This is a genomic window from Lysinibacillus sp. FSL L8-0126, from assembly GCF_038630385.1.
Lineage (GTDB): Bacteria > Bacillota > Bacilli > Bacillales_A > Planococcaceae > Lysinibacillus > Lysinibacillus fusiformis_D.
The window spans coordinates 2,666,173-2,684,195 of the sequence record NZ_CP152028.1; the positions used below are offsets into that span (position 1 = coordinate 2,666,173).

13 protein-coding genes are annotated in these 18,023 nt (G+C 36.9%); 10 read left to right on the plus strand and 3 right to left on the minus strand.

The window, feature by feature from the left end; all coding sequences use genetic code 11:
• Positions 1 to 126 precede the first annotated feature (126 nt).
• The 3 genes from MHI34_RS13175 (at position 127) to MHI34_RS13185 (ending at position 4,036) form a co-directional block, all read left to right on the plus strand.
• On the plus strand, positions 127 to 1,032 hold the full coding sequence (locus MHI34_RS13175; RefSeq protein ID WP_036118776.1) for a DMT family transporter: 906 nt from the start codon (positions 127 to 129) through the stop codon (positions 1,030 to 1,032).
• A 766-nt stretch (positions 1,033 to 1,798) separates the two neighbouring features.
• The gene (locus tag MHI34_RS13180) at positions 1,799 to 3,067 is read left to right on the plus strand and encodes an OFA family MFS transporter (RefSeq protein ID WP_036118777.1); all 1,269 of its coding nucleotides are present in this window, start codon (positions 1,799 to 1,801) and stop codon (positions 3,065 to 3,067) included.
• 276 nt (positions 3,068 to 3,343) lie between these two features.
• Entirely contained in the window at positions 3,344 to 4,036 is a 693-nt protein-coding gene (locus MHI34_RS13185; protein ID WP_036118779.1) for an AIM24 family protein, read from the plus strand.
• A gap of 468 nt (positions 4,037 to 4,504) precedes the next feature.
• Here the strand turns inward: MHI34_RS13185 and MHI34_RS13190 are convergent, their stop codons facing one another.
• Positions 4,505 to 5,755, minus strand: a complete 1,251-nt coding sequence (locus MHI34_RS13190) for an NAD(P)/FAD-dependent oxidoreductase (RefSeq protein WP_036118785.1) — start codon at positions 5,753 to 5,755, stop codon at positions 4,505 to 4,507.
• 287 nt (positions 5,756 to 6,042) lie between these two features.
• Between MHI34_RS13190 and asnB the strand changes: the two genes are divergently transcribed.
• The 4 genes from asnB (at position 6,043) to MHI34_RS13210 (ending at position 12,178) form a co-directional block, all read left to right on the plus strand.
• Positions 6,043 to 7,893, plus strand: coding sequence for an asparagine synthase (glutamine-hydrolyzing) (gene asnB, locus MHI34_RS13195; RefSeq protein ID WP_036118787.1), 1,851 nt, complete (start codon positions 6,043 to 6,045; stop codon positions 7,891 to 7,893).
• Positions 7,894 to 8,164: 271 nt separating this feature from the next.
• Positions 8,165 to 9,778: a polysaccharide biosynthesis protein gene (locus MHI34_RS13200; RefSeq protein ID WP_080717031.1), complete on the plus strand. Its 1,614-nt coding sequence runs from the start codon at positions 8,165 to 8,167 to the stop codon at positions 9,776 to 9,778.
• Positions 9,779 to 9,788: 10 nt separating this feature from the next.
• Positions 9,789 to 10,502 carry a pseudouridine synthase gene (locus tag MHI34_RS13205; RefSeq protein ID WP_342503525.1) on the plus strand — a complete coding sequence of 238 codons (714 nt, stop codon included), beginning with the start codon at positions 9,789 to 9,791 and terminating at the stop codon, positions 10,500 to 10,502.
• A 158-nt stretch (positions 10,503 to 10,660) separates the two neighbouring features.
• Positions 10,661 to 12,178, plus strand: a complete 1,518-nt coding sequence (locus tag MHI34_RS13210) for a GGDEF domain-containing protein (protein ID WP_089934489.1) — start codon at positions 10,661 to 10,663, stop codon at positions 12,176 to 12,178.
• Positions 12,179 to 12,226: 48 nt separating this feature from the next.
• Here MHI34_RS13210 and MHI34_RS13215 read toward each other — a convergent pair whose 3' ends face one another.
• Both MHI34_RS13215 and MHI34_RS13220 read right to left on the minus strand, forming a co-directional pair.
• Positions 12,227 to 13,396, minus strand: a complete 1,170-nt coding sequence (locus MHI34_RS13215) for an MFS transporter (protein ID WP_080717032.1) — start codon at positions 13,394 to 13,396, stop codon at positions 12,227 to 12,229.
• 272 nt (positions 13,397 to 13,668) lie between these two features.
• Positions 13,669 to 13,890: a DeoR family transcriptional regulator gene (locus MHI34_RS13220; RefSeq protein WP_036118795.1), complete on the minus strand. Its 222-nt coding sequence runs from the start codon at positions 13,888 to 13,890 to the stop codon at positions 13,669 to 13,671.
• Positions 13,891 to 14,247: 357 nt separating this feature from the next.
• On the opposite strand from MHI34_RS13220, the gene pepV reads away from it, so the two are divergent.
• From pepV to MHI34_RS13235, 3 genes are all read left to right on the plus strand, one after another.
• The gene (gene pepV / locus MHI34_RS13225; RefSeq protein WP_342503526.1) at positions 14,248 to 15,654 is read left to right on the plus strand and encodes a dipeptidase PepV; all 1,407 of its coding nucleotides are present in this window, start codon (positions 14,248 to 14,250) and stop codon (positions 15,652 to 15,654) included.
• A 27-nt stretch (positions 15,655 to 15,681) separates the two neighbouring features.
• Positions 15,682 to 16,536 carry a D-amino-acid transaminase gene (dat, locus tag MHI34_RS13230; protein ID WP_036118799.1) on the plus strand — a complete coding sequence of 285 codons (855 nt, stop codon included), beginning with the start codon at positions 15,682 to 15,684 and terminating at the stop codon, positions 16,534 to 16,536.
• Between the two features lie 479 nt (positions 16,537 to 17,015).
• On the plus strand, positions 17,016 to 18,020 hold the full coding sequence (locus MHI34_RS13235) for a nuclease-related domain-containing protein (RefSeq protein WP_058845060.1): 1,005 nt from the start codon (positions 17,016 to 17,018) through the stop codon (positions 18,018 to 18,020).
• The last annotated feature ends 3 nt before the right edge of the window (positions 18,021 to 18,023 follow it).

Sequence of the window (18,023 nt, forward strand, 5' to 3'; positions counted from 1 at the left end):
TAGAAATCTTCTAGTTTGCTATACTTATGTTTTAATAGAAAAGATTAATAAAGGAAAGGGAAGTAGATTTTTAATAGTTGACCCAGAACTTATGTAGAAGTCTCTTTACATGCAGGTACGATTAATATGAAGCAATTAACTATCTATATGATTTTATTTAGCTGTGTATTTTTTTGGGCCAGTAACTTCATTATTGGCTCGATTTTAATTGAACACTGGGCTCCTATAACAGTCGCCATTTTTAGGCTAATTATCATTGTTTTATTTTTGGGATGTATTAGTTGGAAAGCTATTACCCGAACAATATTTACGCGCAAGAATTTACTATTGTTGGTCATTGCAGGAATACTGGGCGTTTCCATTAATCACTATAGTTTTTATGCCAGCCTTCAGCATACTTCTCCTATCACTGCGGCTTTAATATTAGCCTGTGCACCGATTGTCACATCATTATTGAATAAATTGATTTATCATGAATCACGGAACGGCATATTTTGGCTAGGTGCGATCATTTCATTTGTAGGAGTGGGTCTCATCATTACAAAAGGAGCTCTCATCACCATTTCTATTGGTAAGGGAGAGGTGCTAAGTTTAATTACAATGCTAAGCTTTTCCTTATTCCTTATTATTGTGAATCATCTTAGTCTAAAAATGTCAGCTCAGTCCATCACCTTTTATACAAATCTAATTGGCTTACTGATGCTTATACCATTTTCTTTTACTATATTGCCGCAAACAAATTGGCAAGTAACATACCCCTATTGGATTTTGCTAGTTTTATCAGCAATCGTTATTCATGGGGTTAGTAATTTAATGTGGAATCAAAAAATGAAGGAAATAGGCTCGACGAATGCTTCGCTGTTATTGAATTTTGAGCCAGCTATTGCCATGCTGTTGAGTGCGATTTTTTTAAAGCAATTTCCTACCAGTGTCCAAATTTATGGCTCCTTACTGATTTTACTAGGGATTTTGCTATGTATTTATTATAAAGAAATAAAAGTTATGCTTTTTATGAAAGGAAAAACAAATTAAAAAATGTATTTTTCTGTACAGTATGTTAGAGGTAGCTTCTAACATGCTGTTTTTTTGTAGCGCTTGTTTTATTTTTTTACAAAAACAATATGACTTCGAAAATCGTCTTGTTCCAGATTATTTGTATTCTATAAGAAGCAATTGATTTTGTTTAGTTGCCATTAATATTCAATTTCCTGAAATAAAAATGTATATTTGAATAATAAAAATAGGGAGCGATTGAAAGCTATTTATAAAATATGCATACTCTGTATTGTCAATAAATTATTTTTTTGAAAGTTTAAGTAAAAACAGAATTGATTTTTAATTTTTATTGCTACTTCTAAAAATTAAAATTTCGTACATTTATATGGTGAAATTCTCTTTTGTTCTAAAAATTTCTATTATTCATTAATTTGATCTGCTTCCTTTTTAGAGAAATGAGCATAAAAATATTGTTGGTAAAATAAGACGTATACAACATCAGAATGTGAAGTTATGCACAAAAATAATTATATTAATATAATTAATGATACCTAGTATAATAGGGTAGAAAAGTAATATTAGCTAAAAGCTGTCATGTTTTTTGTAGGAAAAACGAATTTATACTTAGAGACTGTAAGGTTTATGTGATAAAAATCATTGATAAAAAAACAAAATACTTTTTGGAGAAATAATATTTTTTAGAAAAACATCTTGCATTTGAATAATTCTAAGTGGTAAATTGTTTTACATGGACGTTCATAGAATTTTCACAGGTAGCAAAAGAGGGGAGAAATGAGAATTTATGAATAAAAATAGATGGTTAATTGCATTATCTGCAATCGCTATTCACCTTTCAATCGGTGGAGCCTATGCATACAGTGTATATAAGCTACCGATTGTCACAGAAATGGGATGGAGTGAAACAAAGGTAACGGTTGCCTTTACCATTATGATGGGGCTTGCAGGTTTCTCTGCCGCATTATTTGGTAGCTTAGTAGAAAAAATGGGGCCACGTAAATCGGCGATGGTAGCAGCTGTCTTATTTGGAGCAGGACAAGCTGGTGCGGGTGTAGCGATTTCAATGGATTCTGTTGTCATGTACTGGTTAACATATGGTGTTCTTAGTGGGTTAGGTATGGGGATTGGTTATATAGCCCCTGTATCAACACTTGTAAAATGGTTCCCAGATCGCCGTGGTCTAGCAACAGGTATGGCCGTACTTGGATTTGGATCTGGTGCATTAATTACAGCGCCAGTCGCAGCCAACTTAATGGAGGCAGTTGGCATTTCTACAACGTATTTTATTTTAGGGGCAAGTTATTTCACGTTAATGATTTTAGGGGCTTCATATATAGCGCCGCCTAAGCCTGGTTATATGCCAGCGAATATGAAGGCAGCTGCCGATAAAGGCAAAGAAGTAGTAAAGAAAGATTTAGCAGTGATGTCAGCGCGTGAGGCTGTCAAAACAAAGCATTTCTGGATGCTATGGTCCATGCATTTAGTCAATGTAACTGCGGGGATTATGATGATATCTGTTGCCTCTCCGATGGCACAGGAGATTGTTGGTCTATCAGTTGCTGGTGCTGCTGCAATGGTAGGAATAATGGGGCTATTTAATGGTGGTGGTCGTTTAATTTGGGCCGCTGTGTCTGATTATATTGGTCGTTCAAACGTTTTTGTTATTTTCTTTACAGCACAATTAATTACATTTATTGTCCTACCACATACAACAAACGTAATTATTTTCCAAGCACTTATTTTCTTAGTTGTTAGTTGCTACGGTGGTGGATTCTCGAATTTACCTGCATTTGCTAGTGATCTATTTGGTACAAAGCAACTTGGCGTTATTCATGGCTATTTATTAACAACTTGGTCATTAGGTGGTATTTTCGGACCGTTGTTAGTAAGTACAATTAAAAATGCTTACGGAAGCTATATTCCTGTGTTCTATGTATTTGCTGGGTTAATCGCAGCTTCATTAATTATTTCGTTAACACTACGTGCAGATGTACGTAAACAAACTGCTTTAAAAGCAGCACAAAATGTTGGAGATGTCTCCGCTACTCAATAAAGTGAACTTTCAATTGAGACAGGAACTATATAAGTGTCATTTCGCACATGGCACTTATATAGTTATTTTTTTGCAGCGATTGTTATATAACAATTATCGTTTCTTCGTTTAATGTATAACAGTATATATTTGATGTCAATAACATGACTGGAAATGAAGTGATTTTATTATTAAAAGAGAAATTTTGTAACGAAATGCACAATCAGGGACAATTCGCTAAAATTTGAATCTTTTCTCAACAGTAAACGTATATAAGGTAATTAGGAGGGATGAATCTTGGGGAAATTTTCTTTAGATGAATTTGTTCATAAAACACAGCAAGATGACAATGAGAATGATTATTTTGAATTGGAAACTGAACGAGTATTAGAAGTGAATCTAAACGGTGAAGTATGGTCAAAAATGGGTGCAATGATTTCCTATACGGGTGATATTAAATTTGAACGTGAGCGTGTGCTGGAGCATGGTCTTGGTAAGATGTTTAAGAAGGCTTTAACAGGTGAAGGCACGCAATTGATGAAAGCAAGTGGAAAGGGAAGACTTTATTTAGCAGACCAAGGAAAGAAAGTAACGGTTTTTGATTTGAAAAATGATAGTATTTGTGTAAACGGAAATGATTTACTTGCCTTTGAGCCTAGTATTGAATGGGATATACGCTTAATGCGTAAAATGGCTGGCATCATGTCAGGTGGTCTATTCAATGTGACACTACAAGGAACAGGGAAAGTGGCCATTACAACACATTTTGAACCATTGACATTATTAGTGAAACCAGGTGAAACAGTTTATACTGATCCACATGCTACCGTTGCATGGTCAGGAAATTTAACACCTGAGTTTAAAACAGATATCAGCTTCCGTACATTTATCGGTCGTGGCAGTGGCGAATCCATTCAGATGGCATTTTCGGGTGAAGGCTTTGTCATTATCCAGCCGTTTGAAGAAGTTTATATGTCTAGTGAAAGCTAAAAAGAGCGTGTCCGTTTTTCTTGGACACGCTTTTTCATAGTGTTGAAAAACAAAGCAATCAATAGCATTTTTGTGAAAGATGAAAATGGATTTCCGTTGCTGGCTATTTGCTTCCTGTAGGCGAGCACCGAGCCGCTTCCTCCGCTACCGCTCTGTGTAGGGTTTCAACTGTCTCGCTATCCCATGGGAGTCAAGTAGCCTGCCACCTCAACCCACAAATATTTAATTTTTTAGCAAAGGTTTTTAAATAAAGTGAAGGTGTTCACTAAGCATTTATGAAAGCGTGTTGTAACTAAACACTTCTCCACATTGAAAATAAGAGCCTGTTCTTTCTCTCATTATACAAATAAAGGGCTATTCGATTGCAACAGCTAAATGAAAGATAAAGAAACATGGTGGAGGAGGCTTATCGGACGCCCCTTGAACGGAAATCAACCCCTTGCCTTGCCAAAAGGTCTTTCTCTTCTATTATAATGCAGCATGCATTCCTGCAATACGTCCCGTTACGAGCGCAGAGGTAATATTATAGCCCCCTGTATAGCCATGAATATCAAGAATTTCTCCACAGAAGAATAAACCTTCTTTTTTCTTTGATGCCATTGTTTTTGGCTCGATTTCTTTTACAGAGACACCACCGCCCGTAACAAACGCTTTGTCAAGTGACTGTGTGCCGCTCACTTTTAATGTGAAATTGACTAGTAAATGTGCTAATTGACGAATTTTCTCTTGGGATAACTCAGCACCTGTTGATTGGACATCGATATTTGCTCGCTCACATAAGAATAAGAGCCACCGTTCTGGTGCAATGCCTTTCCAGACATTTTTCACAGCCTTTTTTGGATCTTCCTTGATTAGTTTATTTAAATATTGCAGACATGTTTCTTCATTATAATGAGGCAGTGTCTGAATACGTATTGTCACTGGTTCATAGCCTGTTTTCATTAATTCTTTCACAACGAACTGACTACAGCGTAAAACAGCGGGACCACTCAAGCCAAAATGGGTAAAGAGCATATCCATTTGATGTGTGACAAGTGTCTTGCCTTTTTTGTTGAGCACAGAGACAGCGACATCACGCAATGCTAGCCCTTGAAGCTCACGCGCTTGGATAAAGTCCTCTTTTGATAGAACAGGCACCTCTGTTGGGAAGAGCGTCGTGATTGTATGACCAGCACGCTCTGCCCAAGGATAGCCATCACCTGTTGAACCGGTTTGTGGGACCGCCTTGCCACCAACAGCTACAATGACTGCTTGACTACGGACTTCGGAGCCATCCGCAAGACGTACACCCAAAATTTTATTTTCGTCCATCAGAAGCTTACTGACGGCTGTGTGTAAACGAACTTCAATATGTAGTCGTTGAAGCTGACGAATTAGTGTATCAACTACATCTTGTGCCCGATTGGATACAGGGAACATTCTGCCGTGATCCTCTTCTTTTAGGGCGACACCAAGCCCTTCAAAAAATGCGATAATATCTTCGTTATTATAAACTGTAAATGGACTATAAAGAAAACGACCATTGCCAGGTATATGCTTAACTATTTCTTCGACAGGTAAACGATTAGTAACATTACAACGTCCACCGCCAGAGATGGCTAATTTCTTGCCAAGTTTTGCGCCTTTTTCTAACAATAACACTTTCTTTTTACGCTCTCCGGCAGCAATCGCCGCCATTAAACCAGATGGGCCACCACCGATCACGATTACATCATACATAGTTAGAAACTCACTTTCTGTTCAAATTAGGAATCTTTCCTATTATACATGAAGTCTATATAGAGAGGGGTTTTCTTGGACATTGAAAATAATAGAAAAGTGTTTTATAATTCCTTATCTCATCTTTCGTGATGAAGAGTGTTTATAGTAGAATGAAACACATGAATCTTTGTTATACAATTGTTTCGATGAAAGTTTTCCTTTATTAGCATTGTCAGCATGAAATGAACGTCTTTTCATGCTATTATGGTAAAGGTTATGCACTAAATTATGAGGTGAAAAATAGAATGTGCGGATTTATTGGTTATATTAATGGAACAAATGTGATTGATCATCATCAAACAATAGAAAATATGATGAATACAATTATTCACCGCGGACCAGATAGCGGCGGTATTCATAGTGACGATAAAGTAACGTTAGGTTTCCGTCGATTAAGTATTATTGACTTATCAGAAGTAGCAAATCAACCATTATATAGTGAAGACGGCAATATTGTGCTTGTATTTAATGGGGAAATTTTCAACTTCCAAGAGTTACGTGCAGATCTTATTGAAAAAGGTCATACGTTTAAAACACAGTCAGATAGTGAAGTCATTATTTATGGCTATGTAGAATATGGCGTAGATTTTGTGAAAAAACTACGTGGGATGTTTGCCTTCTGTATTTGGGATAAAAAGAATGATTTACAATTTATTGCACGTGATGGTTTTGGTATTAAACCATTGTACTATTCTGAGCATACAACAGATGGTACATTTATTTTCGGTTCTGAAATAAAATCGTTTTTACCACATCCTTCATTTATTAAAGAATTAAATAAACAGGCGATACGCCCATACTTAACATTCCAATATTCTTCAATGGATGAAACCTTCTTTAAAGGTGTCTTTAAATTACCACCTGCACACTATATGCTGATTCAAAATGGACAAAAGCAAATTGTGCAATATTGGGATAAAAAATTCCATGCAAAAGACGCACCGATTGAAAAATATATCGAAGAAATTCAGTCAACGGTTAAAGAGTCTGTAGAAGCTCATAAAATTAGTGATGTAAAAGTTGGTTCATTCTTATCTGGTGGTATTGACTCTAGTTATATTACTTCTTTATTACGCCCAGATAAATCCTTCTCAGTAGGATTTGCTGACTATGAAGATATGTTCAATGAGACAAATCTTGCAAAAGATTTATCAGATACGTTGAATATTCAAAATGAACGTAGATATATTACAGCGGATGAGTGCTTTGAAGCTCTTCCTAAAATTCAATGGCATATGGATGAGCCACAGTCCAATCCATCTTCAGTGCCACTTTACTTCCTTTCAGAGCTTGCATCAAAAGATGTAACAGTTGTGCTATCAGGTGAAGGCGCAGATGAAATTTTTGGTGGCTATGCTTGGTATCAAAACTCAGGGAAAATGCAAAAATACGAAAAACTACCATTAGGTCTTCGTAAAACATTACGAGGAATGGCAGAAGCCCTACCGAAAAATCAATATACGAACTTCCTTATTAAAGGTGCTCAAACGGTAGAAGAGCGTTTTATTGGAGAAGCAGTCGTGTGGGATGAAGTAGATGCCATTAATGTTTTAAAACCAGCTTATAAAAATGCGCCATCTGTAAAATCGATTACAAAACGTATTTATGATGAAGTGCCTGGTGATGACGATGTGACAAAAATGCAATACCTGGATCTAAACCTTTGGATGCCTGGTGACATTTTATTAAAAGCAGATAAAATGAGTATGGCTCATTCAATTGAATTACGTGTACCATTTTTAGATAAAGAAGTTATGGAATTAGCGAAAAATATTCCATCTAGATATCGTGTCAACGACATTGATACAAAATATGTTTTACGTCAAGCGGCACATCAAGAATTACCAGAGGAATGGGCGAAACGGCCAAAACTTGGTTTCCCAGTGCCAATTCGTCACTGGTTACGTGAAGAAAAGTATTACAGCATGGTCAAAGAAATGTTTACAACGGACTTTGCGAATGAATTCTTTGATACAAAACAATTAGTGGGCTATCTAGATGAGCACTATGAAGGGAAAGCAAATCGCGGTCGATATATTTGGACGGTTTATGTATTCCTAGTGTGGTATAAAAAGTTCTTTGTGGACATGGTATAAGAAATACGGTTAATCGGTGGGGATGTTCCATTCCTCACCGATTATTTTAAGGTCTTTTTTCATCAGGTATTTTTGAATGAACTTTTTGGTGTATTTATGCGTCTCATTTCCTATAAATATGTTAAGATTACAGTTGGTTTACTTATGCTATTCACAAGGTGATAGCGCTTGCATGTTGGTTTCTTTGAAGTAACAGAAACGAAAATGTTTTATAAGTATCCTTGAAGTGTTACGATATTAATATTGATTTTACAATGAATGGATGGGTATGATGTCCAATTTAATGAAAGGTACTGCGATATTAACACTGGGGATGTTTTTATCGAAGGTACTCGGATTAATTTATATTTTTCCGTTTTATGCAATTGTTGGCGAAAAGAACATTGCGCTTTATCAGTATGCATATATTCCCTATTCTATTATGTTGGCAATAGCTATTTCAGGTGCGCCAATAGCCGTCTCTAAATTTGTCTCCAAGTATAATGCAATGGGAGACTATCAATCAGGTCGCAAGCTGATGAAATCGGGCATACTCATTATGATGGTAACAGGCTTCGGGGCATTTATCGCACTCTTCCTGCTTGCAACGCCGATAGCAGGGCTAGTTATTAAAAGTGAGGAACAAGTCTTTACGGTTGAACAAATTGCTTCGGTGATTCGCTGGGTCAGCTTTGCCTTAATCGTCGTACCATTTATGAGTCTATGGCGCGGCTTCTTCCAAGGCTATGACAAAATGGAGCCTACGGCAGTTTCTCAATTGGTAGAACAAATTGTGCGAATTGTTGTGTTACTTGGTGGTTCTTTCTTAGTCGTTGTGGTGTTCAAAGGGAAGCCAGAGACAGCGATTTCGTTTGCTGTGTTTGCTGCCTTTATTGGGGCAATCGGTGGATTAGGTGTTCTTTATTACTACTGGAAAAAATATCAGCCTGAATTCAACTTATTACGTAGCCAAAGTGTGACGTCTACACAGCTACCGATGTCCAATATTTATAAAGAAGTGATTACCTATTCCATACCAATGGTGTTTGTTGGAGTAGCCAACCCGTTATTCCAATTAGTTGACATGCTTACATTTAATGGGGCGATGACTTCCATTGGTTTAGCAGAAGTGACAGATACTTATTTATCGATGATAAACTTTATGACACATAAGGTTGTCATCATTCCGGTCATGCTAGCGACAGGCTTTTCAATGGCATTAGTACCGACGATTACAAAATATTACACACAGGGTGAGTATTTATCGCTACGCCATGCGATGGATAAAACCTATCAAATTTTAATTTTTATTACATTGCCAGCTGTAGTAGGTATTTCTCTTTTAGCTAATGAAATCTACTTCATGCTTTATTCAGAAAGTGAAATGGGTGCTACTATATTAGCGCATTATGCACCAGTTGCGATTTTATTTGCATTATTCCAAGTAACAGCAGCGTTGTTACAAGGGATTGATTTTCAAAAGTGGATTGTCTTCAGCTTATTATCAGGGATATTCGTTAAGCTAGCGTTAAATATTCCATTCATTCGTTGGCTGGAGGCAGATGGTGCCATTGTGGCAACTGCAATTGGCTATAGTGTATCGATTCTTATCAATATCCTTGTGCTACGAAAAACATTGAATTATCGATCAGAAATGGTTGTTCGTCGTGTTATGTTGATTGCTTTATTGACAATGGCAATGGCAATTAGCGTGCTCGTTGTGCATAAATTATTGGAATTGCTTATGGGCCCAGTAGATAGTAAATTCTCAGCATTACTATTCTCTATTATTTGTGCGGGTGTTGGTGTGGCTGTTTACGGCTTTTTATCACTGCGCTTAGGTTTGGCACAAAAGTTATTGGGTGAACGATTAACGCGCATTATGAGCAAACTGGGAATGAAATAGGAGTGGTACTATGCGTTTAGATAAATTACTAGCGAATATGGGGTATGGTTCCCGTAAAGAAGTGAAGCAGCTATTAAAGCAAAAGGCTGTCACAGTGGATGGTGCTTATGTTAAAGACGCAGCGCTACATGTAGACCCAGAACAGCAGATTGTATCAGTGTTTGGAGAGTGCGTTGTTTATACAGAGTTTGTCTATTTTATGATGAATAAGCCACCTGATGTTATTTCTGCAACAGAAGATTTAAGAGACGAAACGGTGATTGAATTATTAGAGCCATTGCATCAGCATTTTCAACCTTTCCCAGTTGGACGGCTGGACAAAGATACAGAAGGGTTACTGTTATTAACCAATGACGGTTTGCTGGCCCATAATTTATTGTCTCCGAAAAAACATGTGCCAAAGGTTTATTTTGCACAGATTGAGGGCGTTGTGACGGAAGAAGATGTCGAGAAATTTGCGCATGGCGTGGAATTAGATGATGGCTACGTTACAAAGCCTGGAAAGCTTGTGATTCTACAATCTGCACAGCAATCAGAAATAGAGCTGACAATTCAGGAAGGCAAATTTCATCAGGTGAAACGAATGTTTGAGGCTGTGGGTAAACGTGTAACGTATTTAAAGCGGTTGTCTATGGGGAATCTTCACCTAGATGATAAGCTGGCATTAGGTGAATATCGTGAACTAACTGCAGAAGAGCTAGCCAGCTTACAAAACAATCATTAACACAATCCTCGGTGCTACTATAGCATCGGGGATTTTTTATATACAGTATGATGACAGTAACGGTATAATATGAATGAGTTACTGTGATGTACTCATGTAGCTTATCATTATCTAAAGTTTTTAAAATATGATGGTGAAAATAGGTAGAGGACAAATATATGAAGAACCTGCGTATAAAATTATTACTATCTTTAATAGCTTTTGCAGTCATACTCGTTGCTGTCATTTCATATGTCAACAGACAAATACTAGTGGCAGATATCGAGAAGCAAGTGGCCATGAATAAAGTATTAATTGAAAATCATATTCTGACAGATATGCAAACGATCGATAATGCTCATTTTTATTTTGATAAAAATATGTCAGATAATATGGAACAGGAACTTAGAAAATTACAAAACGATTATCGCAAAAATCCTGCTATTGAAACTTGGGATTTGCAACAGAAGAAACAGAAGCATGGTATGGATATTTACATAGTAGATCAATCCAACAAGGTGATTTACACGACATTTGAGAAAGATATTGGTTTGGATTTTTCGAGCTGCTGTCAGCGTTTTTCGGCATTATTGGATGAGCGGCGTGCTAGTGGTGAGTTTTATACAGATGGAATAGATATTTCGACAACGACAGGAGAATACCGAAAGTTCGGCTATTTGGCAACGCATGATAAGAAATATCTGCTTGAGTTAGGCATAGACTTACTGAATGATCCAGTCTTTCAAACCTTTAATTTTGAGAAAACCGCAGAATCCTTAATTGCTAAATACGAGGATTTAGTAGAAGTGCAAATCATTAACGCCGGTGGAGTTTTTTTTGATGATTCTAGATTGAAGAAGATCACCGTGCGAGATCAATCCAAACAATTTCAGCAATATTTTGAGCTAGCGAAGAAAAAAATGGAGCCAGTTGAATTTCAAAAAGCATTACATCATGGTTATATAGAAACGCATCTTTTTTTGCCTTATGAAGCAGAGACAGTGAGAGGGGAGTCTTCAAAAAGGCTTGTTTATGTGAAATTTGTCAATTTTACTAAAATAGAAGCGCTCCAAAAAAATACAAAACAATTTTGGATTTTACTATCCATTGCCTTGCTAACAGCATTTATTATGCTATTAGTCATCAATAAAATTTTATCTAAAACAATCTATCTTGCCACATTCGATCCGTTAACGGGTGTCTATAATCGTGCTACCTATATTCGGAAGTTTGACAATTTATTAAAAAAACGAAAAATGAATGTGCCGGGTTTGTTGTTAATCGACTTGGATAATTTTAAGCAAGTAAATGATCAATTTGGGCATGTGGAAGGGGATCGTATCCTGATTGAAACAGCCATGATTTTAAAGCATGTAGTGAAAAACAATGGTTTTGTCGTGAGATTCGGTGGAGATGAATTTGCTATTGTCTTGTACGATACGACAGAACAACAGATGCAACAAATTGCAGAGGCCATTTTGACTCAAATCAGAACCGTAAAATATGAGGGATATGCTAGTGAAAAATGGTCCGTATTATCTGTCAGCATGGGTGGCGCCATTTATCATCATGTTGAAGAGACAGAAATGAGCTTATTTGAACGGGCGGATAAGGCACTATATCAATCTAAAAATGCAGGTAAAGATCAATATTCTAGTTATGCTGAGGTCGCTGCTGACGAAGACTATAGTATTTAAAAAAACGCTCCATTCTATCATTAGCCAATGATAGCAATGGAGCGTTTTTTAATGCGTTGTCGTTTTGGATCTATAAAAGAAACAACTACATAATACAAGAATGGCGATGACAGCAAACATAGCATTCATATAATGAGTCAATAACCAACCACCTATTATGGGTCCAATAAAGCCGCCTAAATTTTTAAATTGCGCAGCGCCCAAATAAGTTGCTTTTTGTGTATCTGGTGCAATTTCATCAATCATAACATTCATTGTTGGGAAGGCAAAAATCTCACCTATTGTAAAAATAATCATGGCGATGATATAGAGCGTATAATTATTGGAGAATCCGAATAAAAATAGACCAATTGCAAAGAACAGTATACCTACCAATAATGTTGCGGACGATGAAAACCGCTCTGATACAATGCTTATTGGTAATTGTAATAATAAGACAACCGCTGCATTGAGAGAGATTAATAGCGAATAAAGTTTCGCACCTTCCTCGATTTTTAATTCAATGATTTGTGGTAATGTAGAATCAAATTGAGAGTATCCTATATTGATTAGGATGGCACCTAAAATAAAGCTAAGTAGTACACGATTTGTTAATAAAATTGTGAATGTACTTAGTATTTTTGTTTGAGTGACAGCTTTAGGTTGTTGCATTTGATAACGGTTTAACACGAAAAATAAAAATACAGCATAAATGATATACATAATACCTGTCAGCATAAAGGGGATACTTGGACTTGATAGCTGTGAGATGTACACACCGATAATAGGGCCGATGACCGCTGCAATATTAATGGCTGTATAACGTAACGAAAATAGTCTTTTTCGTTTATCAGCAGGTGTAAAATCAATCATTAATGCCTGTGTGGAAGGTTCAAAAAATGAACGACAAAGACCATTCAAGGCATTGAATAGGACAAAGAGCCATACGGTATGAACAGTTGCAAAGCCGAAAAATACAAGGCTCCAAACAATAATCGTTAGTAAAATAACACTTTTTCGACCAAAGCGATCTGTTAGATAACCACCAAAAAATCCACCAATAGTGGAAATAAGTGGCGCAATTCCAATCGTCAACCCAATTTGTAAAGGGGAGGCTTGAATTTCATTATGTAGATAAATAGCTAAAAAAGGCATTGCCATAAAGCTTGCAATACGTGTAAATATTGTTCCGCCTAAGATAATCCAAACTAATGGATGAAAGTACGTTGACAATTTCAAATAAAATCCTCCTCTCAACATTTAGAATGTTTCGAGTTTAACGGATTGTTAAGCAACTGTAAATAGTCAAAATAATCTTGAAGGAGCACATAGGGAAATTTTTCTGTAAGTATGGAGCATAAAGGGTATGTTTTGAATGCACAATAGTGAAATGACTGGCCCTTCCAATAAGCCATAAAAAAATCTAATACGCTTATAACGACAAAAAAGAATGACCCCGACGAAAGGTCATTCTTTTTCCATACACAATGCTTTACGTACAAAACGTAAAACTAAGACGTCATTTTTACTTTTTTCTTCGTCGTTGTCCATTTGCCTCGACTTGGACTCATTACCAAATCGTTAAAGGCTAACACGTTCAAATCTCTTTGAACGGTGCGAGGAGTGATACTAAACTCTTCGACTAAATCCTGTGTAGACACGGTTCCTTTGTCTAAAATAAACATGTACACGTCTTTAATACGATTAAGCATTCGATCAGTAGTTGGTTTCATTAAATGAACCACTCCTTCATCTTAATTCTCTTGGCAAAGACTAGCGGACGACAATATGTGCGGAGTGCACTTAGGCTAATAAGTAGCTGCCTTAGACATCCCCTTTTCTAATTTTATAGTCAGAACAATTATTCTGATAACTTCATTATATAGAAAAACTACTTAATTTTCTAGTGAATGCAAGAGAAATTTACATTTGAAATATAAATTTTATACTGTATTTTGTGGGAATACGTGAAAAACATGCTATATGTGGTAGTGTCAGTAGAAGTTACTGAAAATAGTTGTCAGAAAGCTGATTGTCATATATGTTGTAAGGTGTAGAATAATGTTGATACTTTGAAGGAGGTATATGGTATGGATTGGTTACAGGCTGCAAAAGAAAGGCAAGATGAATTGATACAAGAGTTACAGGAGCTTGTGCAAATTAATAGTGTTCTTGATGAGGATACAATAACTACTGAAGTACCATTTGGAGATGGTCCACTTCAAGCGCTTGAATGGTTACTAGCAAAAGGTCAGAACGAAGGCTTACAAACGAAAAATGTTGATAATTATGCTGGGCATATTGAAATGGGTTCAGGTGAAGAATCACTTGGTATTTTATGTCATGTTGATGTTGTACCGGTTGGAGACGAAGCTGACTGGACATACCCACCATTCAGCGGTACAGTAGCAGACGGTAAGTTATATGCACGTGGTGCGATTGACGATAAAGGTCCTACGATTGCGGCATGGATGGCTATGAAGCTTGTGAAAGAAGCGGGTATTCCATTAGAAAAAAGAGTACGAATGATTATTGGTACGGATGAAGAAACAGGATTCCGCTGTGTCGACCACTATTTTAAACAAGAGGAAATGCCGACAATTGGTTTTGCACCAGATGCGGATTTCCCGCTCATCAATGCGGAAAAAGGCATTGCCGAGCTTGTGTTCTCTCAAAATAAAATAGGTGATGCAACGAAAGAACAACTACTACTATTTAATGCAGGAAAGCGCCCAAATATGGTACCTGATTTTGCGAAAGCAACAATTCAGCATGTCTCCGAGTCATTCGAACAGAATTTTCAAACATTTTTAAGCAAAAATCAGCTAGATGGCTCTTTATTAATGGAGGACTCTCGCTATATAATAACTATCAAAGGTAAAGCAGCCCATGCAATGGAACCAGAAAAAGGTGTTAATGCAGCTGTTTATCTTGCAGCATTTTTACAACAAGAGTTGACGACAGAGGCAAGTAAACAATTTGTTGACTTTATCGCACATGTTTTTTATCAGGATCATTACGGCCATCAGCTTGCGCTACAGTTTGAGGATGCAATGTCAGGAAAAACTACATTAAATCCAGGTATCGTCAGCTATGATGTTCATAAAGGTGGCAGTTTAATAATTAGTATGCGCTATTCTGTGTCCTACCCATTCGATGAAAAAATAACGGCGGCTCAACGCTTAACGGTGGAAAAAGGGTTCTCACTAGATATTCAAGACGACTCCAAACCGCATTATGTCAGTGAAGATGATCCATTTATCCAAACATTAGCAGCTATTTATAGACGTCAAACGGGTGATAGAGAAACACCTCTATTATCGACAGGTGGTGGGACGTATGCACGTGTGATGAAAAAAGGTGTGGCATTTGGCATGCTGTTTCCGGGAGAGCCAGATGTAGCGCATCGTGCAGATGAGTTTGTTGTCGTTGAAAATCTCGTTAAAGCTGCAGCAATTTATGCTGAAGCAATTGTTGAACTTGCAGGAAAAAAATAACTCAAAGACGAAAAGGATGAACAAAACATGGCATATTCATTATGGAATGATCAAATTGTTGAAGAAGGATCGATTGTGATATCTCCAGAAGACCGAGGTTATCAATTCGGTGACGGCATTTATGAGGTAATCAAAGTTTATAACGGAAATATGTTTACAGCACAAGAGCATATTGATCGTTTCTATGCAAGCGCCGAAAAAATTCGTCTTGTTATTCCTTATACAAAGGACGTTTTACACAAATTATTACATGAGCTAATTGAAAAAAATAATCTAGATACAGGGCATGTATACTTCCAAATTACACGTGGTGCTAATGCCCGTAATCATGTTTTCCCAGATGCGAGTGTTCCAGCTGTATTAACTGGTAATGTTAAAGAGGGTGAACGTGCATATGAAAACTTTGAAAAAGGGGTAAAGGCTACTTTTGTTGAGGATATTCGTTGGTTACGCTGTGATATCAAATCTTTAAACCTACTTGGTGCCGTATTAGCAAAGCAAGAGGCTGCTGAAAAAGGTTGCTATGAAGCGATATTACATCGTGGGGATATCGTGACAGAATGCTCATCAGCGAATGTTTATGGTATTAAAGACGGCAAGCTTTATACACATCCAGCGAATAACTTCATTTTAAATGGCATTACCCGTCAAGTCATTTTAAAATGTGCAGAGGAAATTAATTTACCTGTCGTGGAAGAGCCGATGACAAAAGCTGATTTATTAACGATGGATGAAATCATTGTTTCGTCTGTATCTTCTGAAGTGACGCCTGTAGTGGATGTTGATGGAAACCAAATTGGTGCTGGTGTACCAGGGGAATGGACACGTCAATTGCAACAAGCTTTTGAAGCGAAATTACCACTTTCCTCAAATACAAAATAAAAAAACATTTAGAGAACTACCAATAAGGATAGTTCTCTTTTTTATGGATGTAATGTTGAGTGTCGTCATGTAAAATAAAAAGGATAGGAAAGAATAATTTTACAGATTGAAATTCGTAGAACAAATGTCGATGTAATGTATACAATTGCCTCTTTTTCTACTAAAGCAATCGTAATCCATGATGTCTCGGTGTAATAGTGTCTAAATTTTTTTCAAGCCTGCAAGTAAGAAGTTAACCTCAAGTCATCCTGTTGTGTGAGCAGTTAATTATCTTCTCTTAAAGGTTGTAACATTCGTCGAGGGATTCGGGACAACATGGAGTAGATCACGTCGTCATTGCTTCAGGGCATGATGCTTTTTGACAGTGTTCTCCCTATTTCAGCGAGCGTTTGAACACACGCTTTTAGTACAAAAAACAATTGCTGAATCAAGATAAAAAGAAATATAGATATGGTGAGTAAGAATGGAGTGACCTTTACATGGCACAATTGGTGAAATTACAAGATTATATTTCACGCTATCAAATTGATTTAGCGAGATATCCAACTCAATTTGTGCGCTTAAAGAAAAGTCAGTGGGAGCGCATTAAGCGTCAGTGGGAATTGGGAGAGGATATAAGCGAATGGCAACATGACGACAATGAGGCAGAAACAAATGCCTTCGAAGAAAAGGAACGGTTTTCCTTCTTCAAAAAAATCTTTGCTGGCCGCCAAAAGGAAGCAACTGAGGATGTTGAAAAACTAGAAATATCCAACGAGCTTGTCAGTGATGAAGATACCATTCCAGAAGAAGAAACGACGCTCACATTTGAACCTAAAATTGTGTTTGCACCACAATCCATCCATGAGCTGAAACGAATGTTTATCGATCAATTTTTCCATTTTCAAATGAAATGGGCTAGTTCAACATTACGTGAAAAATCATATGTAGATCCTCGTTTCATGCGTGACTCTTTACTACGTACATTATTGCAAACGTTACCAGATAACTATTTGTTGTTTTATTATCCTATTCTACAAATAAGAAAAGCCCCTATTGAGCTTGATGTAGTACTCATGTCACCAACAGAATGTATTTGTATTACGGTGTTAGAAGCTGAAAATCAAGCTGTCTATGTAGGTGGGAGTGATCGCTTCTGGATGAAGAAAGTGGGAACTAAGGACGTTAAAGTACTGAATCCAACAATTAATTTAGGGCGGATGGAATCGGTGCTATCGCAATTATTTAAACAAGAGAATATAGATATGCCTATCCGTAAAGTTGTGCTAACTCGGAATGGTTATTTTGATTATCCTGGTGCACCATTTGGGATTCGCTTTGTTGATCGTCGAAATTACCACGAATGGATAGAGCAGTTGAGAAAAGTTTCCTCTCCTATGAAGCATATGCAAATACGGGCTGCTCAAACAATTTTAAATACTGTCCAAACAACCTCCTTTAATCGAGACATTTGGCAGCAAGCGCCACAACCAACAGAGGACTGATAT